The organism is Pseudomonas donghuensis, from assembly GCF_000696345.2.
GTDB lineage: Bacteria > Pseudomonadota > Gammaproteobacteria > Pseudomonadales > Pseudomonadaceae > Aquipseudomonas > Aquipseudomonas donghuensis.
Genome location: NZ_CP071706.1, coordinates 3445391 through 3471978 on the forward strand (window position 1 = coordinate 3445391; position 26588 = coordinate 3471978).

23 protein-coding genes are annotated in these 26588 nt (G+C 64.3%); 14 read left to right on the forward strand and 9 right to left on the reverse strand.

What is annotated here, in order from left to right; translation table 11 throughout:
- The first annotated feature begins 6 nt into the window (after positions 1-6).
- Genes BV82_RS15925 through BV82_RS15935 form a run of 3 tightly spaced genes read left to right on the forward strand, consistent with a single transcriptional unit; the run spans position 7 to position 4387 of the window.
- Entirely contained in the window at positions 7-1614 is a 1608-nt protein-coding gene (locus tag BV82_RS15925; protein WP_036995204.1) for a carboxyl transferase domain-containing protein, read from the forward strand.
- 2 nt (positions 1615-1616) lie between these two features.
- Positions 1617-2435 carry a gamma-carboxygeranoyl-CoA hydratase gene (locus BV82_RS15930; RefSeq protein WP_010223754.1) on the forward strand — a complete coding sequence of 273 codons (819 nt, stop codon included), beginning with the start codon at positions 1617-1619 and terminating at the stop codon, positions 2433-2435.
- Positions 2432-4387: an acetyl/propionyl/methylcrotonyl-CoA carboxylase subunit alpha gene (locus BV82_RS15935; RefSeq protein WP_036995206.1), complete on the forward strand. Its 1956-nt coding sequence runs from the start codon at positions 2432-2434 to the stop codon at positions 4385-4387. The genes BV82_RS15930 and BV82_RS15935 overlap by 4 nt, the downstream gene beginning before the upstream one ends.
- Before the next feature lie 116 nt (positions 4388-4503).
- Here the strand turns inward: BV82_RS15935 and BV82_RS15940 are convergent, their stop codons facing one another.
- Positions 4504-5163: a LexA family protein gene (locus BV82_RS15940; RefSeq protein ID WP_026001374.1), complete on the reverse strand. Its 660-nt coding sequence runs from the start codon at positions 5161-5163 to the stop codon at positions 4504-4506.
- A 131-nt stretch (positions 5164-5294) separates the two neighbouring features.
- On the opposite strand from BV82_RS15940, the gene BV82_RS15945 reads away from it, so the two are divergent.
- The 4 genes from BV82_RS15945 (at position 5295) to BV82_RS15960 (ending at position 9210) form a co-directional block, all read left to right on the forward strand.
- Positions 5295-5627, forward strand: a complete 333-nt coding sequence (locus tag BV82_RS15945) for a DUF6124 family protein (protein ID WP_010223760.1) — start codon at positions 5295-5297, stop codon at positions 5625-5627.
- Between the two features lie 447 nt (positions 5628-6074).
- The gene (locus BV82_RS15950; RefSeq protein WP_010223762.1) at positions 6075-6587 is read left to right on the forward strand and encodes a DUF4880 domain-containing protein; all 513 of its coding nucleotides are present in this window, start codon (positions 6075-6077) and stop codon (positions 6585-6587) included.
- A 49-nt stretch (positions 6588-6636) separates the two neighbouring features.
- Positions 6637-7785 carry a M14 family metallopeptidase gene (locus BV82_RS15955; RefSeq protein ID WP_036995207.1) on the forward strand — a complete coding sequence of 383 codons (1149 nt, stop codon included), beginning with the start codon at positions 6637-6639 and terminating at the stop codon, positions 7783-7785.
- A gap of 108 nt (positions 7786-7893) precedes the next feature.
- A complete protein-coding gene (locus BV82_RS15960) occupies positions 7894-9210 on the forward strand; it encodes an alginate export family protein (protein ID WP_036995208.1) in 1317 nt (438 codons plus the stop codon).
- Between the two features lie 4 nt (positions 9211-9214).
- Here the strand turns inward: BV82_RS15960 and BV82_RS15965 are convergent, their stop codons facing one another.
- The 3 genes from BV82_RS15965 to amaB all read right to left on the reverse strand — a co-directional run bounded on the left by BV82_RS15965 (position 9215) and on the right by amaB (position 12859).
- On the reverse strand, positions 9215-9712 hold the full coding sequence (locus BV82_RS15965; RefSeq protein ID WP_036995209.1) for a PaaI family thioesterase: 498 nt from the start codon (positions 9710-9712) through the stop codon (positions 9215-9217).
- A gap of 108 nt (positions 9713-9820) precedes the next feature.
- The gene (locus BV82_RS15970) at positions 9821-11230 is read right to left on the reverse strand and encodes an amino acid permease (protein ID WP_051636752.1); all 1410 of its coding nucleotides are present in this window, start codon (positions 11228-11230) and stop codon (positions 9821-9823) included.
- A 138-nt stretch (positions 11231-11368) separates the two neighbouring features.
- Positions 11369-12859 carry an L-piperidine-6-carboxylate dehydrogenase gene (gene amaB, locus BV82_RS15975; RefSeq protein ID WP_215444966.1) on the reverse strand — a complete coding sequence of 497 codons (1491 nt, stop codon included), beginning with the start codon at positions 12857-12859 and terminating at the stop codon, positions 11369-11371.
- Positions 12860-13235: 376 nt separating this feature from the next.
- On the opposite strand from amaB, the gene BV82_RS15980 reads away from it, so the two are divergent.
- Positions 13236-14486: a 2-aminoadipate transaminase gene (locus BV82_RS15980; RefSeq protein ID WP_036994852.1), complete on the forward strand. Its 1251-nt coding sequence runs from the start codon at positions 13236-13238 to the stop codon at positions 14484-14486.
- Here the strand turns inward: BV82_RS15980 and BV82_RS15985 are convergent.
- Entirely contained in the window at positions 14483-15118 is a 636-nt protein-coding gene (locus BV82_RS15985) for an ArsR/SmtB family transcription factor (RefSeq protein WP_051636747.1), read from the reverse strand. The genes BV82_RS15980 and BV82_RS15985 overlap by 4 nt on opposite strands.
- A 75-nt stretch (positions 15119-15193) precedes the next feature.
- On the opposite strand from BV82_RS15985, the gene BV82_RS15990 reads away from it, so the two are divergent.
- Complete coding sequence (locus tag BV82_RS15990) at positions 15194-15682, forward strand: DUF2938 domain-containing protein (protein ID WP_036994848.1); 489 nt, start codon at positions 15194-15196, stop codon at positions 15680-15682.
- A 9-nt stretch (positions 15683-15691) separates the two neighbouring features.
- Here the strand turns inward: BV82_RS15990 and BV82_RS15995 are convergent, their stop codons facing one another.
- Complete coding sequence (locus tag BV82_RS15995; RefSeq protein ID WP_010223794.1) at positions 15692-15982, reverse strand: hypothetical protein; 291 nt, start codon at positions 15980-15982, stop codon at positions 15692-15694.
- Between the two features lie 173 nt (positions 15983-16155).
- Between BV82_RS15995 and BV82_RS16000 the strand changes: the two genes are divergently transcribed.
- Positions 16156-16587, forward strand: coding sequence for a hypothetical protein (locus BV82_RS16000; RefSeq protein WP_010223796.1), 432 nt, complete (start codon positions 16156-16158; stop codon positions 16585-16587).
- A 104-nt stretch (positions 16588-16691) separates the two neighbouring features.
- Here BV82_RS16000 and BV82_RS16005 read toward each other — a convergent pair whose 3' ends face one another.
- Positions 16692-17636 (reverse strand): LysR family transcriptional regulator, encoded by a 945-nt coding sequence (locus BV82_RS16005; RefSeq protein ID WP_036994847.1) that lies wholly within the window; start codon positions 17634-17636, stop codon positions 16692-16694.
- Positions 17637-17719: 83 nt separating this feature from the next.
- On the opposite strand from BV82_RS16005, the gene BV82_RS16010 reads away from it, so the two are divergent.
- Both BV82_RS16010 and aroQ read left to right on the forward strand, forming a co-directional pair.
- On the forward strand, positions 17720-18772 hold the full coding sequence (locus BV82_RS16010) for a Gfo/Idh/MocA family protein (protein WP_036994845.1): 1053 nt from the start codon (positions 17720-17722) through the stop codon (positions 18770-18772).
- Between the two features lie 59 nt (positions 18773-18831).
- Entirely contained in the window at positions 18832-19302 is a 471-nt protein-coding gene (gene aroQ / locus BV82_RS16015; protein WP_010223802.1) for a type II 3-dehydroquinate dehydratase, read from the forward strand.
- On the opposite strand, the gene dsdC is transcribed toward aroQ, so the two are convergent.
- Positions 19295-20227 (reverse strand): DNA-binding transcriptional regulator DsdC, encoded by a 933-nt coding sequence (dsdC, locus tag BV82_RS16020; protein ID WP_036994843.1) that lies wholly within the window; start codon positions 20225-20227, stop codon positions 19295-19297. The genes aroQ and dsdC overlap by 8 nt on opposite strands.
- 2 nt (positions 20228-20229) lie before the next feature.
- Positions 20230-21582, reverse strand: coding sequence for a D-serine ammonia-lyase (locus tag BV82_RS16025; protein ID WP_010223805.1), 1353 nt, complete (start codon positions 21580-21582; stop codon positions 20230-20232).
- A 179-nt stretch (positions 21583-21761) separates the two neighbouring features.
- On the opposite strand from BV82_RS16025, the gene fusA reads away from it, so the two are divergent.
- Positions 21762-23867, forward strand: a complete 2106-nt coding sequence (fusA, locus tag BV82_RS16030) for an elongation factor G (RefSeq protein ID WP_036994841.1) — start codon at positions 21762-21764, stop codon at positions 23865-23867.
- Positions 23868-24058: 191 nt separating this feature from the next.
- Positions 24059-26542, forward strand: a complete 2484-nt coding sequence (ligD, locus tag BV82_RS16035; RefSeq protein WP_036994839.1) for a DNA ligase D — start codon at positions 24059-24061, stop codon at positions 26540-26542.
- Positions 26543-26588: the final 46 nt, after the last annotated feature.

Below are 26588 nucleotides of genomic sequence, written 5' to 3' on the forward strand. Positions count from 1 at the left end.
CGCGCCATGGCTACCTTGCACACCCAGATCAACCCACGCTCGGCGGAGTTCGCCACCAACAGCGCGGCCATGCTTGAACAGGTCAACGCCTTGCGCAGCCTGATCGCCCAGGTTCACCAGGGCGGCGGGCCCAAGGCCCAGGAGCGGCACACCTCGCGGGGCAAACTGCTGCCGCGCGATCGGATCGACCACCTGCTCGACGCCGGCTCGCCGTTCCTCGAAATCGGCCAGCTGGCCGCCCATGCGGTGTACGGCGAAGACGTCCCGGCCGCTGGTGTGATCGCCGGCATCGGCCGGGTCGAAGGCGTCGAATGCATGATCGTCGCCAACGACGCCACGGTCAAAGGCGGCTCCTACTACCCGCTGACGGTGAAAAAACACCTGCGCGCCCAGGCCATCGCCCTGCAGAACCGCCTGCCGTGCCTGTACCTGGTGGACTCCGGCGGCGCCAACCTGCCGCGCCAGGATGAAGTGTTCCCCGACCGCGAGCACTTCGGGCGGATCTTCTTCAACCAGGCCAACATGAGCGCCCTCGGCATTCCACAGATCGCCGTGGTCATGGGCTCGTGCACCGCCGGTGGCGCCTATGTGCCCGCCATGGCCGACGAAGCGATCATGGTCCGCCAGCAGGCGACGATCTTTCTCGCCGGCCCGCCGCTGGTCAAGGCTGCCACCGGTGAAGTGGTCAGCGCCGAAGACCTCGGCGGCGCCGACGTGCACTGCAAGACCAGCGGCGTGGCCGACCACTATGCCGACAACGACGAACACGCCCTGGCCATCGCCCGGCGCTGCGTGGCCAACCTCAACTGGCACAAGCTTGGCGAGTTGCAGCAACGTGCCCCGGTGGCGCCGCTGTACAGCAGCGAAGAGCTGTACGGTGTGGTTCCGGCCGATGCCAAGCAGCCGTTCGATGTGCGCGAGGTGATTGCGCGGCTGGTCGACGGCTCGGTGTTCGATGAATTCAAGGCGCTGTTCGGCACCACCCTGGTGTGCGGCTTCGCCCACTTGCACGGATACCCGGTGGCGATCCTGGCCAACAACGGCATCCTCTTCGCGGAAGCGGCGCAAAAAGGCGCGCACTTCATCGAACTGGCCTGCCAGCGTGGCATCCCCCTGCTGTTCTTGCAGAACATCACCGGCTTCATGGTTGGCCAGAAGTACGAGGCTGGCGGCATCGCCAAGCACGGCGCCAAGCTGGTCACCGCCGTGGCCTGCGCCCAGGTGCCGAAGTTCACGGTGATCATCGGCGGCAGCTTCGGTGCCGGTAACTATGGCATGTGCGGCCGCGCCTACGACCCGCGCTTCCTGTGGATGTGGCCCAACGCGCGGATCGGCGTGATGGGCGCCGAACAGGCCGCCGGCGTGCTCGCCCAGGTCAAGCGCGAGCAGAGCGAACGCAGCGGCCACGCCTTCAGCGCCGAGGATGAAGCACGCCTCAAGCAACCGATCCTCGATCAGTACGAGCATCAGGGCCACCCCTACTACTCCAGTGCGCGGCTGTGGGACGACGGTGTCATCGACCCGGCGCAAACCCGCGAGATCCTGGGCCTGGCGTTGTCTGCGGCCCTCAACGCACCGATCGAACAAAGCCGTTTCGGCATTTTCCGGATGTGACCATGAGCGACTTCACTACCCTTGAACTGATCAAGGATCCCCGTGGTTTCGCCACCCTGTGGCTGAGCCGGGAAGACAAGAACAACGCCTTCAACGCGCAGATGATCCGCGAGCTGATCATCGCCATCGACCACATCGGCGCCGACAGCAGCCTGCGTTTCGTGCTGCTGCGTGGCCGTGGCCGGCACTTCAGCGCCGGTGCCGACCTGGCCTGGATGCAGCAGTCGGCACAACTGGACTACAACACCAACCTTGACGACGCCCGCGAGCTGGCCGAGCTGATGTACAACCTGGCGCGGCTCAAGGTGCCGACCCTGGCCGTGGTGCAAGGCGCAGCCTTTGGCGGCGCCCTGGGCCTGATCAGCTGCTGTGACATGGCCATTGGCGCCAGTGACGCGCAACTGTGCCTGTCCGAGGTGCGCATCGGCCTCGCCCCGGCGGTGATCAGCCCGTTCGTGGTCCAGGCCATGGGCGAGCGTGCCGCGCGCCGCTACGCCCTGACCGCCGAACGCTTCAGCGGCGAACGCGCCCGCGAGCTGGGCCTGCTGGCCGAAGCCTACCCGGCCGCCGAGCTGGAACAGCAGGTCGGCCAATGGATCGACAACCTGCTGCTCAACAGCCCGCAAGCCATGCGCGCCAGCAAGGAGCTGCTGCGCGAAGTCGGCCACGGCGAACTGACCCCGGCCATCCGTCGCTACTGCGAAAACGCCATCGCCCGCATCCGCGTCAGCCCCGAGGGGCAGGAAGGCCTGCGCGCCTTCCTGGAAAAACGCAGCCCGGCCTGGCAGGGCCAACCGTCGAACAAGGAGCCGCGCCCATGAGCCGCACCCCGTTGACCACCCTGCTGGTCGCCAACCGCGGCGAGATCGCCTGCCGGGTGATGCGCACCGCCAAGGCCCTGGGCCTGACCACTGTGGCCGTGCACAGCGCCATCGACCGTGAAGCGCGGCACAGCCGCGAAGCTGATATTCGCGTCGACCTCGGCGGTGCCAAGGCCGCTGACAGCTACCTGGACATCGACAAGCTACTGGCCGCGGCAAAAGCCAGCGGCGCCCAGGCAATCCACCCCGGCTACGGTTTTTTGTCCGAGAACGCAGGCTTTGCCCGTGCCATCGAGCAGGCCGGGCTGATCTTCCTCGGCCCACCGGCCAGCGCCATCGATGCCATGGGCAGCAAGTCGGCGGCCAAGGCCCTGATGGAACAGGCCGGCGTGCCACTGGTGCCGGGCTATCACGGCGAGGCCCAGGACCTGGAAACCTTCCGCGCCGCCGCCGAGAAGATCGGCTATCCGGTGCTGCTCAAGGCCACCGCCGGCGGCGGTGGCAAGGGCATGAAGGTGGTCGAGCACGAAAGCCAGCTCGGCGAAGCCCTGGCCTCGGCCCAGCGTGAAGCCCAGTCATCGTTTGGCGATGCGCGCATGCTGGTGGAAAAGTACGTGCTCAAGCCCCGTCACGTGGAGATCCAGGTATTCGCCGACCAGCACGGCAACTGCCTGTACCTCAACGAGCGCGACTGCTCGATCCAGCGCCGTCACCAGAAGGTGGTCGAAGAAGCCCCGGCCCCGGGCCTGAGCAGCGCCCAGCGCCAAGCCATGGGCGAAGCGGCGGTCAAGGCCGCCCAGGCCATCGGTTATGTCGGCGCCGGCACCGTGGAGTTCCTGCTCGATGCCCGTGGCGAGTTCTTCTTCATGGAGATGAATACGCGCCTGCAGGTCGAGCACCCGGTCACCGAAGCGATCACCGGCCTGGACCTGGTGGCCTGGCAGATCCGCGTCGCCTGTGGCGAACCGCTGCCGCTCACCCAGGCGCAGGTGCCGCTCAACGGCCACGCCATCGAAGTGCGGCTGTACGCCGAAGACCCGGCCAATGATTTTCTCCCGGCCACCGGCCATCTGGCGCTGTACCGCGAGTCGGCGCCGGGCGACGGTCGGCGGGTGGACAGCGGCGTCAGCGAAGGCGACGACGTCTCGCCGTTCTATGACCCGATGCTCGGCAAGCTGATCGCCTGGGGCGAAACCCGTGAACAGGCGCGCCTGCGCTTGCTGGCAATGCTCGACGAGTTCGCCATTGGCGGGCCGAAGACCAACATTGCCTTCCTGCGGCGCATCCTCGCCCACCCGGCGTTTGCCGAGGCCGAGCTGGATACCGGGTTTATCCCGCGCTACCAGGAGCAACTGCTGCCAGCGCCGCAAGCGTTGCCCGAGGCGTTCTGGCAGGCGGCGGCTGAAGCCTGCATCCAGAGCCAGCCGCTGCAACCGCGCGCGGACGACCGTCATTCACCCTGGGCCGCCAACAACGGCTTTCGCGCAGGTGTTGCGGCGCAGATCAGCCTGCACCTGACCTGCAACGGTGAAGCCCGGGCCATCAACCTGAGCCAGGCGGCGGCGTCGAACCTGAAGCTCGACGGTGAGCACCTGCTGATCGATCAGGACGGCCTGCGCCGTCGGCACCTGGCGATCCGCCGTGGCGACACCCTGTACCTGCAATGGGACGGTGAGCTGCACAGCGTCAACCGCTACGACCCGATCGCCGAAGCCGACGCCAGCCACAGCCATCAGGGCGGTCTGGGCGCGCCCATGAACGGCAGCATCGTGCGGGTCCTGGTGGAGGTCGGTCAGGCGGTGGAAGCCGGAACGCAACTGGTGGTGCTGGAGGCCATGAAGATGGAACACAGTATCCGCGCGCCCCATGCCGGCACCGTCAAGGCGTTGTTCTGCCAGGAAGGCGAGATGGTCAGTGAAGGGGCTGTGCTGGTGGAACTGGAAGAGGCTTGAGTCATTGGGGCTGCTAACGCAGCCCATCGCCGGCAAGGCCGGCTCCCACAGGATATCGGTGCATGCGGGCTCATTGTGGGAGCCAGTCTTGCCGGCGATGCAGGCGACACGGTGTCTCAGAATTTCACCAACGCCTGCACCACCACCCCCAGCATTTCACACTGCTCGGTACACAGGACCTTGGGATAGGTCGGGTTCAGCGGCCTTAAATAGCGCTGCCCGCCCTCCTCGATCAGCTGGCGAAAACGCGGCGCTTTGCTGTCGGGCGAACGCGCGATCACCAGCTTGCCGGGCTCGCCAGGCAACGCAGTGTCCACCAGGATCAACATCCCTTCCGGCACACTCACACCCAGTGGCGCTGTCATCGCATCGCCTTCGACCTTGAGCCAGAACGCCCGCCCCTGCGCTTTATAGTCGGTTGACTGCAGCGCACAGTCTTCACCTACCTCGATCGGGTCGAGATTGCCCCAGCTCAGAATCGGATAGCGAAAATACAGATCGTGCTGTAGGCCATCGGCGCCAGTAACAGTAGTCGGGTTACCCGAGACTGTGTAGGAACCGTGGTTTTCCGCCACCTGGTGAGGGGAAACCATCTGCAACGGCGGCAGACCCACCTCCACCAGAATCTGGTTGAGCACCTTGAGTTTCGGCTCGCGCTCCTCGCGCAGCCAATGGCCCACGGCGCCCTGGGTGACCCCGATGCGTTCGGCAAGATTTTCCTGCGTGACCTTCAGTTCACGCATCCTGGCTTTTACCAGGTCAGTCCATTTATCCATCGCTGGCACGATACGGACTGCCTTCTGGCACTCAATACACATATTGTAGTATTTAAGCAATCGCAAAAACTACATGTCGTATTAATATTCCCCAGCACCTTTAATCGCTTACCCAAACAGCAGGCAGCCGAATGAAACCGACATTTCCTGACACGGACCTCAGCCTTGATAGCGAAGCATTAAGTAACAGTGATGCCGCCCGGCGTGCGCTGGACTACTACCTCAACCCCGCACCCGTGCAGTTCGGCCCGGACGAACCGCTGATGGTGGCCCGCGAAGGCCTCAGCGGCGCCCAGGCCACGGCTCACGCCACCAACCTGTTGCGCTGCGCCGCCGCCACCGCCTACGAATCGGCTGACGGCCTGCAAGGCGTCCCCCGGGACCTGGCGCTGGCGTCAATGCACATGATCAACATGGCCAGGGCCATGCTCGAACGCAAGGCGGCCAACCAGGACCCTGCCTGAGCAGCGATCTACGGATTTCGTGGGGAGTCGACCGAAGGCGGGTGTTGGTGTCCGCCGGTCTGGAGGGAGCGCATTCGGTAAAAGATTTTTACGGAATGACAGAAAATTCATTTGACTTGCAAATGATAACGATTATTATTGCTCACAACTGGTCGCGAGACTGGTTGGATAAACTGAAAGCCCTTAGGTCGGACTCTCAGATTATCTCCTCATCAGGCTAATCACGGTTTTTGACCCGGCTTTTTGCCGGGTCTTTTTTTTGGTCTTCAGGCTAATGAAGAGGGGTGTTGCTCGAATGGCCGCGATGATAGCAAATGAATGTCGCACAGTGAATGGTTGTAACAGCGCTTTGCAGAATTAGCACTTGAGAATCAATCTCGTTACGAATAAGCTGTTACAGCGTCACGGAAGACGCCCCCACTCCACCGACCAGCAAGGAGCTTGTACATGACCCGTCTGTTGCTGCCCCTTGAACACAATTCCCTTTCCCACGACCTGACGGACGATGCCCTGTTGCAGCGCCTTAGAAAGCTGCCACGCCGCGTTCAACAGGTGTTCCTGCTCAGCCGCCTCGACCAATTGTCGTTCGCCAGCATCGCCGAGCGCCTGAACCTGCCCGCGGTCACCGTCGAGCGCCACATGAACCAGGCCCTGCACACCGCCCGCGAAGAGCGCGACGCCCTGGCCAACATCGCCGGCCAATGGTACGTACGCCTGCAAAGCCCGCAGGTGACCGCCAGCGAACGCATCGACTTTCGCCGTTGGCTGGACAGCGCCCCCGAGCACCGTGAGGCCTTCCATGCCACCGAGCTGCGCTGGCGCACCCTGCTGGCCCCGGCCCGCCAACTGGGCGAGGACGGCTGGTACCGGCAACCACGGGCAAGCTTGTCGCTGGGCGGTTGCTCGGTGGCCATCGGCCTGGGCCTGGCCGCCCTGGCAGCGATCGGTTTCTGGTCCTGAGCCAGGCGTGTAGAGTAGGTGTCACAACAACTCTACATGGAGCCTGGTGATGACCGTGACGCTGTCCCCCCTGCACATCGACTGCGATTTCGATTCCGGCAACATCCTCGTCAAGGATGCCAGTGACCCCGCACGGGTGTGCCTGGCGATTCGCCCCGACACCCGCAGCGAGCACTTCCAGTGGTTTCACTTCAAGGCCGCCGGGCTGACCCCGGGCCAGACCCATGGCTTTATCCTGGAAAACGCCGGCGCCTCGTCCTACCACGAGGCCTGGAGCGGCTACCAGGCTGTCGCCTCCTACGATCAGCAACAATGGTTCCGGGTGCCCACCCGCTTCGATGGCAAGGCCCTTGAGTTCAGCCTCAAGGCCGAGCAGCCCCAAGCCTGGTTTGCCTACTTCGAGCCTTACCCGCGCGCGCGCCACAATCAATTGATTGAACGTGCCACAAGCCTTCCCGGCGTCGAACTGCTGGCCACCGGCCGCAGCGTCGAGGGCCGCGACATCCAGTTGCTGCGTGCCGGCAGCGGGGCGCCGGGCAAGCGCAAACTGTGGATCATCGCCCAGCAGCACCCAGGCGAGCACATGGCCGAATGGTTCATGGAAGGGGTGATCGACCGCCTGCAACACAATGACCCGACTATCCAGGCCTTGCTGCAGGAGGCCGACCTGTACCTGATCCCGAACATGAACCCCGACGGCGCCCTCCACGGCCACCTGCGCACCAACGCCAAGGGCCAGGACCTGAACCGCGCCTGGCAGGATGCAAGCATCGACAGAAGCCCGGAAGTGTTGTTCGCCCAGCAGCAGATGAAACTGCATGGCGTCGACGTGTTCCTCGACGTGCATGGCGACGAAGAAATCCCCCACGTGTTCACCGCCGGCTGCGAAGGCAACCCCGGCTATACCGCGCGTATTGCTGCATTGGAAGCCACCTTCCGCGACAGCCTGTGCAAGCGCACCGTGGACTTCCAGCAGGTGCATGGCTATCCGCTTTCCGCCCCTGGCCAAGCCAACATGACCCTGGCCTGCAACAGCGTCGGCCAGGCCTTTGACTGCCTGTCGCTGACCCTGGAAATGCCGTTCAAGGACCACGACGACGCCCCCAACCCCCAGACCGGCTGGAACGGCCTGCGCAGCAAGGACCTGGCCAGCGCCGTGCTGGACGTGTTCGGGCAGATGGCCGGCACCCTGCGCTAACCCTGCTGGCGAGCAGGATCAACCGCCCTGGCAGGCAAAGCAAAGACCTGCCGGGGCCTTGCCACCCTAAATGGCGGCCACCAACGCCTCCTTTAGGGAACCTGCGCCATGACCACCCGCCTCCCCCATTTTCTCAAGGGCTCCAGCCTGAGCCTGCTGCTGGCCCTGCCCCCGGTTCAGGCACTTGAGCTGTTTGCCGATGACGACACGCACCTGAACGCCAACTTCCTCGCCGTGTATGGCCTGTTCAACAGCCGCAAGAACTACGACGGCACCACCGGCGGCTCGACCTGGCGCGAGGGCTTCATCAAATATGGCCTGAGTGCCGACCAGCGCCTGGACGATCTGGGTACGCTGTACGGCACCGCCAACCTGGTCAGTTCGGCGACCTGGGGCGACGGCGATGCCGCCGGCATCAGCGATGGCAGCGAGCGCACCACTAAATTCGACGAAGCCTTCGCCGGCTGGCGCTCGGGCAATTTGATCCCGGCACTGGGCGACGATGGCCTGGACCTGTCGTTCGGCCGCCAGGTCATCACCCTCGGCGATGGCTTCATCATCAACGACGACGGCTTGAACTTCGGCAAAGGCCCGGCCGATGGCGAGCTCAATCGCGGTGGCGCCTATTACCTGGCCGCCCGCCATGCCTTCGACAAGACCGCAGTACTGCGCCTGGGTGGCAAGGATGGCCTGCACGCCAGCCTGCTGTGGATGAAGTCGGATAACCGCGCCCAGGCCAACAGCGAACTGGCCGCCAGCACCCTGACCTACAGCGCCGCCCCCGGCACCCTGGAGCTGACCTACATCCGTGGCCTGAATGTCGATGATCGTTACGCCAGCGAATTCCAGAAGCAACGTGAAGGCATGGACATCTACAGCCTGCGCGGTGCCGGTGACGCCGGGGTCGAGAACGCGCATTTTGCCTTTGAGTACGCCAGGCAGAACAAGCACGCAGGGCCGGAGAAAGCCTGGTACGCCGAGGCCGGCTACACCTTTGCCGATGTGCCCTGGCGCCCGGACCTGACCTATCGCTACAGCCGCTATTCCGAAGGCTGGGACTCGATGTTCAACGGCATGAACCGCGGCTACGGCACCTGGTTCCAGGGCGAGGTCACGGGCAACTATTCAGGCCCGCTCAACAGCAACAACGACGTGCACTTTGTCGGCCTCAAGGCCACCCCGGTCGAGGCGCTGACCCTGGGCGTGCTGCTGTTCAATTACAAGACCCTGCACGAGCGCAGCACGCTGAACCTCGACGGCCGCGAGCTGGATCTGTACGCCGAATGGGCGGTGAGCGAGCACCTGATCATCAGCCCGCTGCTGGGCCTGTACCAACCGCGCAAGAGCAGCGATAACGGCGGCAACCAGGTGGGCGGCAACGGCACCAACGTCTACAGCCAGTTGACCATCGCCGTGCCCTTCTGAGCACTCAAGCCGTGCCGTGGGCCTTGTGCTTGAGTTTCTCGGTATCGACGCGCACGAACACCGAATCGGCGGTCACGGTCAGCACGTCGTCGGCCCAGACCTCGCAGATCACCCGGCTCTTGCGCCCGACCTCACCTTCGACCCGGGCCTTGAGCAACAGCTCGACGCCCATCGGCGTTGGTTTCAGGTAGGTCAGGCTGAGCTGGCCGGTGACGCAGTCGATGCGCGGCAGGCTGCCGGGCTCCCGGCCTTCGGCACGGTAGTGGTAGGCCATGGCGGTCCAATTGGAATGGCAGTCGACCAGCATTGCCAGCAAGCCGCCATACACCAGCCCCGGCCAGCCGAGGAAGGTGCCGTCGGGTGAGTGGCGGCACAGCAGGTGGATACCATCGGCGTCCCAGTGGCTTTTCAGGCGCAGGCCGCTGGGGTGGGAACAGCCGCAGCCGTAGCAGACGCCTTCGGGGGCGGCCAGTTCCTGCAGGGATAAGGCTTGGGTACTCATAGGCTTCCTGATTGTCTGTTATTGGTGGGAAAGCGACCCCGATAGTAACGCCGCACAACGAAAAAGCCCATGAACCGGTCATGGGCTTTTGCCTTGCCAAGCGCCGCGCTAGAGGCCTTTGCCTGACACCGCCGGGCTGCCGACCGGCGCATCGGCCGGCGTTTTGCGCCGGGTCAGCGAGATCAGCAGGATGGCCAGGGTCACCCCTGCAGTCATCAGGGTTTCATAGCGGTAGGCCGGGCTGATCAGCATGTAGCCGAGCACCAGGGTGATCAAGCCGATCACCAGCCAGGTCAGCCAGGGGAACAGCCACATCTTGAACGCAAGCTCGGTGCCCTGGCGGTCAGTGATGGCGCGCATGCGCAGCTGCGACACGGCAATCACCAGGTACACCAGCAAGGCGATGGCGCCGGTGGTCGACAGCAGGAAGCCAAAGACCTTGCCCGGGAACACATAGTTGACCAGGCAACCGGCAAAGCCGGCGAAGGTCGAGAGGATTACCGCCACGGTCGGCACGCCATTGCCGGAGATGCGCTTGGTCATCTTCAGCGCTTCGCCGCGCGAGCCCAGCGAATAAAGCATGCGCGAAGCGGTGTACAGGCCCGAGTTCATGCAACTGGTCACTGCCACCAGCACCACCAGGTCGACCATCAGCTTGGCGCCGGGCACGTTGAGCACCTCCAGCACCCGCTGGAACGAGCCCACCGCCTTCAGACCCGGGTCGTTCCAGGCCACCAGTGAAACGATGAAGAAGATCGAGACGATGTAGAAGATCGCGATGCGGTACACCACAAGGTTGGTGGCCTTGCGGATCTTGTCCTTGGGGTTGGCCGTTTCATCGGCGGCGATGGTGACGATCTCGGCGCCGAAGAACGAGAAGATGGTCACCAGCACGCCACCGAGCACCGCACCGAAACCGTTGGGCATAAAGCCGCCGCTGGCCCAGAGTTGCTGCACACCCGAGACTTCGGCCAACGGCCAGACGCCGAACACCGCCAGGGTGCAGACGCCGATGAAGGCAAGAATGGCAATGACCTTGATCAGCGCGAACCAGTACTCGAATTCACCGAAGTTCTTCACGCTGATCAGGTTGGTGCCCGACAGCACGATCATGATCAGGAAGGCGAACAGCCACGACGGCACGCCGGGGAAGTAGGCGTGCAGGATATCGGCGCCGGCAATCGCCTCGACCGGAATGATCAGCACCCAGAACCACCAGTACAGCCAGCCGATGGTAAACCCGGCCCAGGGCCCGATGGCCTGGCTTGCGTAGGTGGAGAACGAGCCGCTGTTGGGGTTGGCGATGGCCATTTCCCCGAGCATGCGCATCACCAGCAGCACCAGCAGGCCGGTCATGGTGTAGGAGATCAGAATGGCCGGCCCGGCCGTGGCGATGGCGGTGGACGAGCCGATGAACAGGCCGGCGCCAATGATCCCGGCAATGGAGATCATCGACACCTGGCGCGAGGTCAGACCGTGTTGCAGCGAACGCTGTTTCTTTTGTTGTAGCGATGCCATGGGTAACCCTCAACTGGTAGGGTGAAAGCGTTTTTATTGTTCCACTGGCGGGATCGGTGGCGCGGCCATCGCTGGCAAGCCAGCTCCCACAGAGTCCTTGTGGGAGCTGGCTTGCCAGCGATGGGGCCGACTCGGTAATCAGTCGAACACAATCCCCTGCGCCAACGGCAGCTCGCGGGAATAGTTCACGGTATTGGTCTGCCGACGCATGTAGGCCTTCCACGAATCCGAACCCGACTCTCGGCCACCGCCGGTTTCCTTCTCGCCGCCAAACGCCCCGCCAATCTCCGCACCGCTGGTGCCGATGTTGACGTTGGCAATCCCGCAGTCACTGCCCGCCGCGCTCTGGAAGCGCTCGGCTTCGCGCAGGTCGGTGGTGAAGATGCACGACGACAAGCCTTGCGGCACTTCGTTGTTCAGGCGCAGGGCTTCGTCGAATTCGTCGTAGGCCAGCACGTAGAGGATCGGTGCGAAGGTTTCATGACGCACCACCGCGCTCTGGCCTGGCATCTCGACGATCGCCGGCGCCACGTAATAGGCATTCGGGTATTGCTCCTGAAGCTGACGCTCACCGCCGAATACCTGGCCGCCTTCATCACGGGCACGGGCCAGGGCATCCTGCATGCCTGCGAACGAGGCCTGGTCGATCAGCGGGCCGACCAGGTTGTCTTTACGCGGGTCGCCGATGCGCACCTTGGCGTAAGCGGCTTTGACCCGGGCCACCACTTCGTCCTTGATCGAACGATGGACGATCAAGCGGCGCAAGGTGGTGCAGCGCTGGCCCGCAGTACCGACGGCGCTAAAGAGGATGCCGCGCACGGCCAGATCGAGGTCGGCACTGGGCGCCAGGATCATCGCGTTGTTGCCGCCCAGTTCGAGGATGCTGCGGCCGAAACGCGCGGCGACACGCGGGCCAACTTCACGACCCATGCGGGTGCTGCCGGTAGCGCTGACCAGCGGCACGCGCGGGTCGTCAACCAGCGCTTCGCCGGCGTCGCGATCACCAATGATCAACTGGCTCAGGCCTTCTGGCGCTTCACCAAAGGCCTTCAGGGCTTTTTCGAACAGGGCCTGGCAGGCCAGTGCGGTCAGCGGGGTTTTCTCCGACGGTTTCCACACCACGGCGTTGCCGCACACCAGCGCCAGGGTGGTATTCCAGGCCCAGACCGCGACCGGGAAGTTGAAAGCGCTGATCACCCCGACCACACCCAGCGGGTGCCAGGTTTCACGCATGTGGTGGCCCGGGCGCTCGGAGGCGATGGTCAAGCCGTAGAGCTGACGCGACAGGCCAACGGCGAAGTCGCAGATGTCGATCATTTCCTGCACTTCGCCCAGGCCTTCCTGGGTGATCTTGCCGGCTTCGATCGACACCAGTTCACCGAGCTCGGCCTTGTATTGACGCAGCACTTCGCCAAACAGGCGGATCAACTCACCGCGGCGCGGGGCCGGGACGTTGCGCCAGGCCTGGAAGGCTTTTTCGGCCTGATCGATCTTGGCGGTCACCTGGGCTTTGCTTTGCAGGGTAAGCGCTGCAATCTGGCTGCCGTCGATGGGGGTACAAACAGCGTGTGTGCCGCCGTTATATAAACCTTCAGGCACGCCCAAACGGGTAAGTAGTTCAGCAACCATCTTATTATTCTCCTACAGCGGATACGGGTCGAAATCATTGATGCAGGTCAGTATTAATCTATAGGGCCGCTGCTCACAAACGACCTTTTAGAAGCACATGATTCCGTAATGGAATGACCCTATCTCTTTTTCGCCCGGTTGACTCTGCCCATGTACAAACCCCTGGTGCCCCCCACCACCACTCTGCTCCGTGCTTTTACCTGGATAGCTGTCAAGGCGTCCAAGGTGCACGCCTTGGTCGGGTGGATTGCCGAATGGATAAGCCAGGGCGATAAAGTTCACGACCTGCAGGAATGATTGCAATCCATTATTTCGCTTGCACAGCAGTAGCGGGCCTCGCTTAGATAATAAGAAACTCCAGTGAGGCCGTGGGCAAATGAGTCACGAAACGATCAGCCAGTCTATTTCCGTCGTTCACCCTATTACACTGTCACACGGTAAAAACGCGGAAGTCTGGGACACCGACGGGAAACGCTATATCGATTTCGTTGGCGGCATCGGCGTATTGAACCTGGGCCATTGTCACCCGCGGATTGTCGCGGCCATCCAGCAGCAGGCCACACGCCTGACGCACTACGCCTTCAACGCGGCTGCACATGAACCCTACCTCGAATTGATGAATCGCCTGGCGACGTTTGTGCCGGTGTCCTACCCGCTCAGCGGCATGCTCACCAACAGCGGCGCGGAAGCGGCGGAAAACGCCCTGAAGATCGCCCGCGGTGCCACCGGCAAGACGGCAATCATCGCCTTCGATGGCGGCTTTCATGGCCGCACCCTGGCGACCCTCAACCTCAACGGCAAAGTTGCGCCCTACAAGCAACGCGTCGGCGTACTGCCGGGGCCGGTGTATCACCTGCCCTACCCCAGCCAGGACACCGGCGTCAGCAGCGAGCAGGCGCTCAAGGCCATGGAGCGCTTGTTCAGCGTCGAGATCGACGTCAATGACGTGGCCGCCTTCATCTTCGAACCGGTCCAGGGTGAAGCCGGCTTTCTGGCCATGGAGCCCGCGTTTGCCCGCGCCTTGCGCAGCTTCTGCGACCAGCACGGCATCCTGATCATCATCGATGAAATCCAGTCGGGTTTTGGCCGCACCGGCCAGCGCTTCGCCTTCCCGCGCCTGGGCATCGAGCCGGATTTGTTGTTGCTGGCCAAGAGCATCGCCGGCGGCATGCCGCTGGGCGCCGTGGTCGGCCGCAAGGCGCTGCTCGACAACCTGCCCAAAGGTGGCCTTGGCGGCACCTACTCCGGCAACCCGATGGCCTGCGCCGCCGCCCTGGCGACCCTGGATGAAATGAGCGACGCCAACCTTTCGACCTGGGGCGAACGCCAGGAGGCCGCGCTGCTAAGCCGCTTCGAGCGCTGGCAGGCCAGCAAACTCTCGCCTTATCTGGGCCGCCTGACCGGCACCGGGGCGATGCGCGGCATCGAACTGGTCAACGCCGACGGCACACCGGCCACCGCGCAGCTGGCGCAACTGCTGGCAGCGGCCAGGAGCGCCGGCCTGCTGTTGATGCCCAGCGGCAAGGCGCGGCACATCATCCGCTTGCTGGCGCCGCTGACCATCGAGGCTGAAGTGTTCGAAGAAGGCCTGGACATCTTTGAGCGCTGCCTGGCCGAACTGGGTTAATCCTGCAGCGGCCCAGGCCACAGCTCGATGCCCTGAAGAAAGTGACGCGCCCTCAAGCCCCTGGCTTTCAGGGCCGTCACTGCATCGCGGGAGAACACGCACCAGGGCCCGCGGCAATAGGCCACCACTTCCTGGCTGACCGGCAGCTCGCCCAGGCGCTGCTGCAGTTCAGCGAACGGAATATTGATCGCCCCCGGCAAATGCCCCTGGGCAAACTCCTCGGCCGGGCGCACATCGAGCAGGGTCACGCTGTGATCCTGCAAACGCTCCAGCAGCTCTTCCCTGCTGATCGCTTCCAGGTGCTCGGGCGCACTCAGGCTATCGCTCATCAGCTCGCGGATCGCCGCACGGTTGAACGCGGCCAATTGCCCGAGCGCCGCCAGCACCTCGGTGATCGGCCCGGCGCTGAGCCGGTAGAGCACGCGCTTGCCGTCGCGGCGGGTCTGCACGAAGCCTGCGCGGCGCAAGTGCTGCAAATGCTGGGAAGCGTTGGCCACCGACAGCTCGCACTGCTGGGCCAGTTGCTCGACGGCAAGCTCGCCGCTGGCGATCTGTTCGAGCAGATTGAGGCGATGGGCGTGGCCAAGGGTCCGCGCCAGTTCGGCGATGTGCTGGTGCTGCTGGGTTTTCATATCGGTCATTGACAGGAAGGTAGCATTGGCCAATCATTCAATCAATCTATTGAATGTTTTTAAATGGAGTACGCCATGCCTGAAGGAATCGTTCTTGCTGTTTTGATCGGCGTAACCGCCACGGCCCTGGCCGACCTCTGGTCACTGTTCCAGCAGCGCGTGCTGGGCATGGCCGGACCGAACTGGGGTTTGGTGGGGCGCTGGATCGGGCATATGCCGCGCGGGCAGTTCGTCCATCAAAGCATCGCCAAGGCGCCTGCGCTGGCCAATGAACGGCTGATTGGCTGGAGTGCGCATTACACCATCGGGGTGATTTTCGCCGGGTTGCTGCTGGCAATCTGCGGTGTGGCGTGGGCACACCAGCCGCAGTTTGTGCCTGCGTTCGTGCTCGGCCTGGTGACCGTGGCGGCGCCTTACCTGATCATGCAGCCCGGCATGGGCGCGGGCGTCTTCGCCTCGAAAACCCCCAAGCCGAATGCGGCGCGGGCGCGCAGCCTGCTGGCTCATGGGGTGTTCGGCGTGGCCTTGTACCTGGCCGGGTTGCTCTGGGCCACGGTGCTGTAGCCCAACGGATTACAGGCCCAGTTCTTCCGGGGTGAGCATGTCGCTTTCGAAGGCGATCCAGCCGCCTTCCAGCTCGGCATGGCCGTTAACGATCGGGCCGTAGTAGCTCAGGCCGTTTTCCAGGGTCACGCAGATATGCGTCGGCTTGTCGGGAGCGGCCAGGGTATTGATGAAGTGAACCTTTTTCAGCGTCTCGCTGACGGCCTCCAGGCCGATCTTGATCCCGGGGTTTTCCACGGCCTCGACATCTTCATGCAGGTCGTCGCTGACGGTCACGGTGGCGGTGTATTTGTACAACATGGTCGAACTCCAACGACAGGGAAAACCGCGTCAGCTGACGCGTGCGGGCGCATAGGGTAAAGGAGCGGCACGGAAAAAGCCCGCGCCCTTCGACGAGGCGACGCACGAAGGTACCCTCGGCCCGCCCCGGCTGGTATTGTGCCCCCCGGTAAAAACCTGTCAGAGGAATGACATTGAGTGCTGAACAGAACCTGACCTCGGACATGTTCGAGGTCGACAAGCGCCTGGGGCTCAAGCCCGTGGTGGATTTCAACAACTACCTGCAAAAAGCCTTCGGCGACGGGCCTTGCACCTGTATCCGCTGCCGCACCAGCGGCGGTGACGAAACGGGCTACGAGTACCAGCACACCTTCGTGCTCGATGGCCAGACGCTCAACCGGCGCTTTGCCAACACTACGGGCAGCGATGTGCTCAATGCACTGAAGAAGGCCTGGCTTTCGTACACCAAGGTCGACCTGCCGACGCTGGGTGCGCTGGACCTGAGCGCAGTGAAAGGTTTTGTTGAACCGCAGCTGCACAAGCGCCTGCTGCCGCTGTTCCTGGCCAGTGGCCTGGTGCGTGAAATCGACGGGCAGTGGATGCTGCAGGTTCAAGCCGGCGATTGAGTGCCTGGGGCTGCTTGCGCAGCCCATCGCCGGCAAGGCCGGCTCCCACAGTTTCGAGCCTGCACAGCACCTGTGGGAGTTGGCCGGCCCCGCGATGCCCCCCCTCAGCCACCCACCGCCAACGCAAACGGCCCCTGCGCCAGTTGCTCGCGCAAGAACGCCACGCAACTGCGCACCTTCGCCGAACTGTCCGAACGCGCCGCCGTCACCGCCCAGACATCCGCCGGCTGGTGATAGGCCGGCAACACCCGAACCAATGACCCCTCCTGCAAGCTGCCAGCCACGTCCCAGTACGAGGCCATGATGATGCCGTGCCCGTCCATGGCCCACTGGCGGACGACATCGCTGTGGTTGGCCGCCATGGGCCCGGTGACCTTGACCGTTTCCGACCCGCCCGGCCCAATCAACCGCCACACCCCGAAGCGATCGTCGCGGCTGCGAAACAGCAGGCAATCATGCTGGGCCAGTTCCGCCGGTACCCGCACCTGGCCGCGGCGCGCCAGGTACGCCGGCGAGGCCGCGAGCACCCGCTTGTTCTCGGCGATGCGATGGGCGATCAGGTGTTTTTCCTGCACCTCACCGACGCGGATGTCGATATCGAAATTCTCGCCAATCAGGTCCACCCGCCGGTCGAGCAGCTCCAGCCAGATATCCAGGGTCGGATAACGCTTGCGCAGCAGCGACAGGATCGGCGCGATGTGCTCGCGGCCCAGGCGCAGGCTGGTGCTGATGCGCAAGGTGCCGCGCGGTTCGCTGTGGGCCCCGGACAACGCCTCGAGCATCGACTCGACATTCTCGAGGATCTTCTGCGCCCAGATGAACGCCGCTTCGCCATCGCTGGTGATATTCACCCGCCGTGTGGTGCGGTTGAACAGCTTGACCCCCAGCAGCGTCTCCAGGGTGGCGATGCGCTTGCTGACATGGGCCGGCGACAGGCCGATCTCGGTGGCGGCGGCGATGAAGCTGGAGCGCCGCGCCACTTCGCAGAACAACTGCAGGTCGCGCAGCAGCGGGTCATTATTCGCTAATAGCGCATTCTGATTCTTCATCTGGCCCGATTATCTCCTGGGAGTTTTTTATTAGCCTCTCACAAAACCGTTGCCGCGGTCCGCATAACAATGACGAGAGCGCCATGCACACGATCCGTATTGCCGTCGCCGGTGCCGGCCTGATTGGCCGCCGGCATATCGAACTGATCCAGGCCAGCGCCGAGTGCGAACTGGCCGCCCTGGTCGACCCGGCCCCGGCCGCCGCCGAACTCGCGGCCAGCCACGGCGTTGCCCTCTACCCCAGCCTTGAGCAGTTGTTCGCCGAGCAGCGCCCGGACGCGGTGATCCTGGCCACGCCCAATCACCTGCATGTCGAAGGCGCCCTGGCCTGCGTTGAACACGGCATTGGCGTGCTGATCGAAAAACCGCTGGCGCACACGCTGGAAGCAGGCAAGCGCCTGCTGGCCATCGCCGAGCGAACCGGTGCGCGGCTGCTGGTCGGCCATCATCGTGCCCACAGCACGATCCTGGCCAAGGCCCGCGAGGTGATCGCCGAAGGCCTGCTGGGCAACCTGGTGGCGGTGATGGGCAGCGCGCTGTTCTACAAACCCGACGACTATTTCGACGCTGCGCCCTGGCGCCGCCAGATCGGCGGCGGGCCGGTGCTGATCAACATGATCCACGAGATCAGCAACCTGCGTTCGCTGTGCGGCGAGATTGTCGCCGTGCAGGCCCAGGCCTCCAGCGCCACCCGCGGCTTTGCCGTGGAAGACAGCGTGGCCATCAGCCTGCGCTTTGCCAGCGGCGCCCTGGGCACCTTCATGCTGTCCGACACCGCCGCCTGCGCCCGCAGCTGGGAGCAGACCACGGGCGAGAACCTCGACTACCCCAGCTACGCCGACGAAGACTGCTATGTGATCAGCGGCACCCGGGGCTCACTGTCGATCCCGAGCATGCGCCTGAAGTACTACGAGCAGCGCGCCGACCGCTCGTGGTGGAAGCCCTTCACCAGCACCGTGGTGCCCTTGCACAGCGCCGACCCGCTGGCCCGCCAGCTGGCACACTTCTGCCAGGTGATTCGCGGCCACGAGCCGCCGCTGGTAAGCGTGCGCGACGGTCTGCGCAATGTGCAGATTGTCGAGGCCATCAGCAGCGCCGCGCGTAGCGGCCAGATCGTCGCCACCGACAGCCTCTGAGCCCTTTTTACCCGCCTACGACGCCCTGCGCGCCAACCCCCAGACTGGAAACCTGCACCATGAAAACCCTGCTCGTGCTCAATGGCCCCAACCTGAACATGCTCGGCCTGCGCCAACCGCAGGTTTACGGCCGGGAGACCCTGGCCGATGTCGAAAACCTCTGCCAGCAGGCCGCCAGCCGGCTGGAACTGAAGCTTGAGTTCCAGCAGACCAACCACGAAGGGCAGATGATCGACTGGATTCACCAGGCCCGTGGCCGGGTCGCCGGGATCGTCATCAACCCCGGTGCCTGGACCCATACTTCGGTGGCGATTCATGACGCCTTGATTGCCGCCGAGGTGCCAGTGATCGAAGTGCATATCTCCAACGTCCATCGCCGTGAAGCCTTCCGCCACCACTCCTATGTGTCGCTGGTGGCCAAGGCGGTGCTGGCCGGCTTCGGCACCCACGGCTACGTGCTGGCCATCGAACATTTTGCCCGCGAGCTCACGCCACTGGCACGCCTGTGCACGACGGCCGAGGTCAGCTGAGCGCACACTCACGCAACCACTCAACCATCACCCGCACGCGCTGCGCCAGCGGCTCGCGCGGCGGATGCACCAGGTAATAACCCTGCCCCGCCGCCTGACTGAAGCCGCCCAGGGGCAGGATCAACGCGCCCTGGTCCAGCAACGGTTGCACCAGGCGCTGGCGCCCCATGGCCACGCCGGCATGGTGGCGGGCAGCGGCGCTGCACAGGTCGGAGCGATCGAAGGTCAGGTGGCTGGCGGGCAGGAGCTGTTGCAGGTTCTGTTCGCGGGCCCAGCGTTGCCACTCGGCGTCAAAGGCCGCGTGTTCCCAGGCCAGCGCGTCGTGCAGCAAGGTGCACTGGGCCAGGCGCTCGGGGTGGCCGATCAAGCCATGGCGTTCGGCGTACTGCGGGCTGCACACCGGGGCTATCTGCTCGTCCATCAGCAATCGGCTGACCAGCCCCGGAAATTCGCCGTGGCCGTACAGCAAGGCCAGGTCCACTGGCCGGGTGCGAAAATCCACCGGGTCGTTGCCAGTGCGAATATCCAGGCTCAGTTGCGGATAACGCTGCTGAAAATCTGCCAAGCGCGGCACCAGCCAGTGTTGGGCCACCGAAGGCCGTACATACAGGCTCAGGGCCCCGCTGACCTGCGTCGTCAACGGCTGCAGGGCTTCCTGCAGTTGCGCCTCGAAGCCTTGCAGCACCTGATAGAGCCGCTCACCTTCAGCGGTCAGGCGAATGCGCCGGGTCAGCCGTTCGAACAGGCGCAGTGCCAGCGCCTGTTCCAGGCGGGCGATACGGTGGCTGACGGCGCTGGCGGTCAGGCACAGCTCCTGCGCCGCCTGGCTGAAGCTCAGGTGCCGGGCGACCGCAAGGAAGGTATGCAGGTTGGCGAACTGGGCGCCGTTCAAGCGCATGCCTAGGCGATCGGGCAGGTTGAGCATGCTCAGCGCCCGGCCAGCACGGCACGGCCCTTGGCCAGGTAGCGGTCCATTTCGTCGCGCGGCACCATACTGCCGCCGGTGCCCCAGACCAGGTGGGTGGCACGGGCCATGCGCTCATCACTCAAGCCCAGGCGCTGACGGTAGCCTTGTTGCTCTTGCATCACGCTGAACATCCCCGACACCCCGGCCAGCGCCGAGGGCTCAAGTTCGATGCCCTCACAGGCGTGCATTTGCGCAAGCTGGCGGTACAGGGTGTCGTCGCTGACGGTGTAGTAGCCGTCGATCAGGCGCTGCAGCGAGCGGCCGACAAAGCCCGAGGGGCGGCCAACCGCCAGGCCGTCGGCGGCCGTCTGGTTGTCGATGCCAAAGTCATACACCGAGACACTGTCGTGCAAGCCGGTGTACACACCGAGGAACATGCACGGTGAATGGCTCGGCTCGGCGAACAGGCAATGCACCGCATCGCCAAAGATATGCTTGAGGCCGAAGGCCACGCCACCCGGGCCACCGCCGACGCCACAGGGCAGGTAGACGAACAGCGGATGCTCGGCGTCGACCTGGATGCCCTGCTCCGCCAACTGGCGCTGCAGGCGCTCGGCGGCCACGGCGTAACCAAGGAACAGGTTCAGCGAGTTTTCATCATCGACGAAATGGCAACGCGGATCGGCCTCGGCCTCCTGGCGTCCCTGCTCCACCGCCACGCTGTAGTCGGCGCTGTACTCACGCACCTCGACGCCGCAGGCGCGCAGGCGATCCTTTTTCCACTGACGGGCGTCGGCGGACATGTGCACCGTCGCCTTGAAGCCCAGGCGCGCACTGATGATGCCGATCGACAGGCCGAGGTTGCCGGTGGAGCCGACCGCCACACTGTACTGGCCGAAGAATGCCCGGGCCTCATCGCTGTCAAGCGTGGCGTAACTGTCGCCCGGGCGCAGCAAACCGCCTGCCAGGGCCAGGTCTTCGGCATGCTTGAGCACTTCATAGATGCCGCCGCGGGCCTTGATCGAACCGGAAATCGGCAACAGGTTGTCGGCCTTGAGCCACAGCTCACCGGCTGGCGCAAGGTGCTGTTCGGCACAGAGCACCGCCTGCAGGGCGCGCAGCGGCAATACGGGCGATTCGATGATACCGGCGCTGGGCACGGTCTCGGGGAACGCCGAGGCAATGTACGGGGCAAAGCGCTCGAGCCTGGCGCTGGCTTCACGGATATCCGCAGCCGTCAGCGCCACGTCCCCCAGGGCCTCGGCGCTCGGTGCCAGGGCCGGGTTGAACCAGCAGGTAGGGCGCAACGCCACCAGTTCGGCGATCAACGGATGACTCTGGCACCAGGCATTAACGGATTGTTCCAGCGGCATTGGGCGACTCCATCGGCAAGCGGATAGAAGGATTAAGCGTCAGCGCCGCAGGCTTTACAACCGATGGTTACTCAGGCCATGGATGAACCTGCTTCAGCCATGGACCGCCGTGCAAGCCGCCGCACTTCTGCTACCTTGGGAATACCCTCTTCATCCGCATCACACACAGGTGACCCCTCATGGCGCGCACCACTCCCATCGAGCTGTACCGCAACATCGGCATCGTCGCCCATGTTGACGCCGGCAAGACCACCACCACCGAACGCATCCTGTTCTACACCGGGGTCAACCACAAGATGGGCGAGGTGCACGACGGCGCCGCGACCATGGACTGGATGGCCCAGGAGCAGGAGCGCGGCATCACCATCACCTCGGCGGCGACCACGGCGTTCTGGCAGGGTTCGACCAAGCAATTTCCCGACAAGTACCGCTTCAACATCATCGACACCCCCGGCCACGTCGACTTCACCATCGAGGTGGAGCGTTCGCTGCGCGTGCTCGACGGCGCGGTGGTGGTGTTCAGCGGCGCCGATGGCGTCGAGCCTCAATCGGAAACGGTCTGGCGCCAGGCCAACAAGTACCATGTGCCGCGCCTGGCCTACGTCAACAAAATGGACCGCCAGGGCGCCGACTTCCTGCGCGTGGTCAAGCAGATCGATCAGCGCCTGGGCCATCACCCGGTGCCGATCCAGCTGTCGATCGGCGCCGAGGAGCACTTCGCCGGGCAGATCGACCTGGTGAAGATGAAGGCCATCTACTGGAACGAGGACGACCAGGGCACCAGCTACCGCGAAGAAGAGATTCCCGCCGACATGCTGGCGCTTGCCCGCGAGTGGCGGGCACACATGATCGAGGCCGCCGCCGAGGCCAATGACGAGTTCATGGAGCTGTACCTCAACGGCCAGGAGCTGAGCAACGAACAGATCAAGGCCGGCCTGCGCCAGCGTACCCTGGCCAACCAGATCGTGCCGGCGATCTGCGGCTCGTCGTTCAAGAACAAAGGCGTGCCGCTGATGCTCGACGCGGTGATTGACTACCTGCCGGCGCCCTCGGAAATCCCGGCGATCAACGGCACCGACCCGGACGACGAAGACAAGCACCTGGAGCGCCACGCCGACGACAACGAACCGTTCTCGGCGCTGGCCTTCAAGATCGCCACCGACCCGTTCGTCGGTACCCTGACGTTTGCCCGGGTCTACTCCGGCGTGCTCAGCTCAGGCAATGCCGTGCTCAACTCGGTCAAGGGCAAGAAGGAACGGATCGGCCGTATGGTGCAGATGCACGCCAACCAGCGCGCCGAGATCAAGGACGTGTGCGCTGGCGACATCGCCGCGCTGATCGGCATGAAGGACGTCACCACCGGCGACACCCTGTGCGACATCAACAAGCCGATCATCCTCGAACGCATGGACTTCCCGGACCCGGTGATCTCGGTGGCGGTCGAGCCGAAAACCAAGGCCGACCAGGAGAAAATGGGCATCGCCCTGAGCAAGCTGGCCCAGGAAGACCCGTCGTTCCGGGTGCGCACCGATGAAGAGACGGCGCAAACCATCATCTCCGGCATGGGCGAGTTGCACCTGGACATCATCGTCGACCGCATGAAGCGCGAGTTCGGCGTCGAGGCCAATATCGGCAAGCCGCAAGTCGCCTACCGCGAGAAGATCCGCAACACCTGCGAGATCGAAGGCAAGTTCGTCCGTCAGTCTGGCGGGCGCGGCCAGTACGGCCACTGCTGGATCCGCTTCGCCCCGGGCGAGGAAGGCAAAGAGGGCCTGGAGTTCATCAACGAAGTGGTCGGCGGCGTGGTGCCGCGCGAGTACATCCCGGCGATCCAGAAAGGCATCGAAGAGCAGATGCAGAACGGCGTACTGGCCGGTTATCCGCTGATTGGCCTGAAGGCCACGGTGTTCGACGGCTCGTACCACGATGTCGACTCCAACGAAATGGCTTTCAAGGTCGCAGCGTCAATGGCCACCAAGCAACTGGCGCAAAAAGGCGGCGCGGTGCTGCTGGAGCCGGTGATGAAAGTCGAGGTGGTGACCCCCGAGGAGTACCAGGGCGACATCATGGGCGACCTGAGCCGCCGTCGCGGGATGATCCAGGAAGGCGACGAGACGCCGGCGGGCAAGGTGGTACGCGCCGAAGTGCCATTGGGCGAGATGTTCGGCTATTCCACGCAGATGCGCTCCATGACCCAGGGCCGGGCCAGCTACACCATGGAGTTCACCAAGTACGCTGAAGCGCCGGCGAGCATCAGTGAGGCGATTATCAAGAAGCAAGGCTGATACGGCGACCGCTTCGCGGTCGATCGCCGGCAAGGCCGGTTCCCACAGGATAGCGGTGCGCTCGACACCTGTGGGGCCTTGCCGGCGATGGGGTGCGCAGCAGCCCCACCTCGAACAAAGCCGATTGAACTCTCACCCCAGCCGTCCGATCCCAATCCTTAGGAGCCGCCCATAAGCAGCAGGACACCGCCATGGCCAAGCCGTTGCAGGAGTACGCACGCAAGCGCAATTTCGACGCCACCCCGGAGCCTGTGGGTAGCCATGCCCAGGGCAAAAAAGCCGCCCACGCCCTGCAGTACTGCATCCAGAAACACCACGCCAGCCACCTGCACTACGACTTTCGCCTGGAACTGGACGGCACCCTGAAAAGCTGGGCCATCCCCAAGGGCCCGTCGCTGGACCCGAAAATCCGGCGCCTGGCGGTGCACGTTGAAGACCACCCACTGGACTACGCCAACTTCGAAGGCCGTATCCCCGAAGGCCATTACGGCGCCGGTGAGGTAATCGTCTGGGACCGCGGTGTGTGGATTCCCGAAGAAGACCCGCGCAAGGCCTATGCCAAAGGCAAGCTGCGCTTTCGCCTGCAGGGCGAGAAGCTGTCCGGCACCTGGAACCTGTTTCGCACCCACCTGGCCGGCACCAAGGAGCAGTGGCTGCTGGTCAAGTCCGACGATGCCCAGGCGCGCCCGCAAGCAGACTACGACATCCTCGAAGCAGAGCCCGACAGCGTGCTCAGCGAACGCAGCCTGACTGCCCGCCGCCCCAGGGCAGCGGCGAACAAAACCACCCGCAAGGCCAGGCCCGCGAGCAAGTCCAAGCTCGACGGCGCCAGCAAAGCCGCTTTGCCCGCTTCGTTCAAACCGCAATTGGCGACCCTGGTAGAGACGCCCCCCGAGGGCGACTGGGGCTACGAAGTGAAATTCGACGGCTACCGCATCCTCGCCCGCATCAACGGTGAGCAAATACGCCTGTTCACCCGCAACGGCCATGACTGGACCGCCAAGTTGCCCAGACAGGCCAAGGCCCTGGCCGGGCTCGGCGTGCAATCGGCATGGCTCGATGGCGAGATGGTGGTGGCCAACGAGCACGGCGTTGCGGATTTTCAGGCGCTGCAGAATGCCTTCGATCAGGCCTGCGACGAGCAGATCGTTTACTACCTGTTCGACCTGCCGTACCTCAACGGCATGGACTTGCGCCAGTGCCCGCTGGAACAGCGCCGCTCGGCCCTGGCCGCGCTGCTGGAGAAGGCCGACGACAAGTGCCTGCGTTTCTCTGCCGGCTTTGACCAGCGTGTCGAATCGCTGCTCGACAGCGCCTGCAAGATGAAGATGGAAGGCCTGATCGGCAAGCGCCTGGGCAGCCACTACGTCAACCGCCGCAGCAGCGACTGGATCAAGCTCAAGTGCAAGCAGCGCCAGGAATTCGTGATCGTCGGCTTCACCGACCCCAAAGGCTCGCGCGCAGCGTTTGGCGCGCTGCTGCTGGCCCTGCACGATGAGCGCGGCGAGCTGCGCTATGCCGGCAAGGTCGGTACCGGCTTCAACAGTGCCACCCTTGCCCACCTGCATCAACGCCTGGCGCCGCTTGAAGTCGGCAAGCCGCCATTGCCCACGCCGCCAACCGGCGCCGAGGCCAAAGGCGTGCACTGGCTCAAGCCGCAGCTGCTGGCCGAGGTCGCCTATGCGCAGATGACCCGCGACGGCGTGGTGCGCCATTCGGTGTTCCATGGCCTGCGTGACGACAAACCGGCCAAGGCCATTGGCCTGGAGCAGCCCGTGAAAAGCCCGGCAAGCAACACGCCCACACTGCAGCTGACCCACCCGCAACGGGTGGTCGACGCCAGCACCGGTATCACCAAGCGCCAGGTCGGCGAATACTACGCCCAGGTCGCCGAGTGGATCCTGCCGCACCTCAAGCGCCGCCCGGTGGCCTTGGTGCGGGCACCCGACGGGCTGGCCGGCGAGCTGTTCTTCCAGAAGAACGCCACACCGTTGAACATCCCCGGCCTTGAGCGCCACGACAAGGCCGAAGCCGGTCAGGCGCTGATGATCATCGACCGGGTCGAAACACTGCTCGGCACGGTGCAGATGAACACCCTCGAACTGCACACCTGGAACGCCACCGCCAAGGACTTTGACACGCCCGACCGGCTGATTCTCGACCTCGACCCGGACCCGGCGCTGCCGTGGAAGGCCATGCTCGAAGCCACTCAATTGACCCTGGCCCTGCTCGATGAACTGGGCTTGCAGTCGTTCCTCAAGACCAGCGGCGGCAAGGGCATGCACATTGTCGTGCCGCTGACCCGGCGTGCCGGTTGGGACGAGGTCAAGGCCTTCAGCCAAGCCATGGTCCAGCACCTGGCCGGGCTGTTCCCCGAGCGCCTGTCGGCGGTGTCCGGGCCGAAGAACCGGGTCGGGCGGATCTTCATCGACTACCTGCGCAACGGCAAAGGCGCGACCACCGTCTGCGCCTATTCGCTCCGCGCCCGCGCGGGCCTGCCGGTGTCGGTGCCGATTCGCCGCGAAGAGCTGACTGAGCTTGAAGGCGCCAACCAGTGGAACCTGCTCAACCTCGGCAAACGCCTGGTCGAAGGCGATGACCCCTGGGCCGATTATGGCCGGGTGCGGCAGTCGATCAGCAAGGACCTGCGCCGACGCATGGGCGTTGAATCATGAGCGACCTGGCCGAACTGGGCCGACAATTGAGTACACCCCTCGAGGG

Bases quoted from the DNA above. Each gene is read 5' to 3' on its own strand.
- BV82_RS15935 (WP_036995206.1), top strand. From the start codon at position 2,432: ATGAGCCGCACCCCGTTGACCACCCTGCTGGTCGCCAACCGCGGCGAG.
- BV82_RS15950 (WP_010223762.1), top strand. From the start codon at position 6,075: ATGACCCGTCTGTTGCTGCCCCTTGAACACAATTCCCTTTCCCACGAC.
- aroQ (WP_010223802.1), top strand. From the start codon at position 18,832: ATGAAAACCCTGCTCGTGCTCAATGGCCCCAACCTGAACATGCTCGGC.
- BV82_RS15965 (WP_036995209.1), bottom strand. From the start codon at position 9,712: ATGAGTACCCAAGCCTTATCCCTGCAGGAACTGGCCGCCCCCGAAGGC.
- ligD (WP_036994839.1), top strand. From the start codon at position 24,059: ATGGCCAAGCCGTTGCAGGAGTACGCACGCAAGCGCAATTTCGACGCC.
- BV82_RS15945 (WP_010223760.1), top strand. From the start codon at position 5,295: ATGAAACCGACATTTCCTGACACGGACCTCAGCCTTGATAGCGAAGCA.
- BV82_RS15970 (WP_051636752.1), bottom strand. From the start codon at position 11,230: ATGGCATCGCTACAACAAAAGAAACAGCGTTCGCTGCAACACGGTCTG.
- BV82_RS15980 (WP_036994852.1), top strand. From the start codon at position 13,236: ATGAGTCACGAAACGATCAGCCAGTCTATTTCCGTCGTTCACCCTATT.
- BV82_RS16010 (WP_036994845.1), top strand. From the start codon at position 17,720: ATGCACACGATCCGTATTGCCGTCGCCGGTGCCGGCCTGATTGGCCGC.
- BV82_RS15940 (WP_026001374.1), bottom strand. From the start codon at position 5,163: ATGGATAAATGGACTGACCTGGTAAAAGCCAGGATGCGTGAACTGAAG.
- BV82_RS15985 (WP_051636747.1), bottom strand. From the start codon at position 15,118: ATGAAAACCCAGCAGCACCAGCACATCGCCGAACTGGCGCGGACCCTT.
- dsdC (WP_036994843.1), bottom strand. From the start codon at position 20,227: ATGCTCAACCTGCCCGATCGCCTAGGCATGCGCTTGAACGGCGCCCAG.
- BV82_RS16025 (WP_010223805.1), bottom strand. From the start codon at position 21,582: ATGCCGCTGGAACAATCCGTTAATGCCTGGTGCCAGAGTCATCCGTTG.
- BV82_RS15960 (WP_036995208.1), top strand. From the start codon at position 7,894: ATGACCACCCGCCTCCCCCATTTTCTCAAGGGCTCCAGCCTGAGCCTG.
- fusA (WP_036994841.1), top strand. From the start codon at position 21,762: ATGGCGCGCACCACTCCCATCGAGCTGTACCGCAACATCGGCATCGTC.
- BV82_RS15930 (WP_010223754.1), top strand. From the start codon at position 1,617: ATGAGCGACTTCACTACCCTTGAACTGATCAAGGATCCCCGTGGTTTC.
- BV82_RS15990 (WP_036994848.1), top strand. From the start codon at position 15,194: ATGCCTGAAGGAATCGTTCTTGCTGTTTTGATCGGCGTAACCGCCACG.
- BV82_RS15925 (WP_036995204.1), top strand. From the start codon at position 7: ATGGCTACCTTGCACACCCAGATCAACCCACGCTCGGCGGAGTTCGCC.
- BV82_RS15995 (WP_010223794.1), bottom strand. From the start codon at position 15,982: ATGTTGTACAAATACACCGCCACCGTGACCGTCAGCGACGACCTGCAT.
- amaB (WP_215444966.1), bottom strand. From the start codon at position 12,859: ATGGTTGCTGAACTACTTACCCGTTTGGGCGTGCCTGAAGGTTTATAT.
- BV82_RS16005 (WP_036994847.1), bottom strand. From the start codon at position 17,636: ATGAAGAATCAGAATGCGCTATTAGCGAATAATGACCCGCTGCTGCGC.
- BV82_RS15955 (WP_036995207.1), top strand. From the start codon at position 6,637: ATGACCGTGACGCTGTCCCCCCTGCACATCGACTGCGATTTCGATTCC.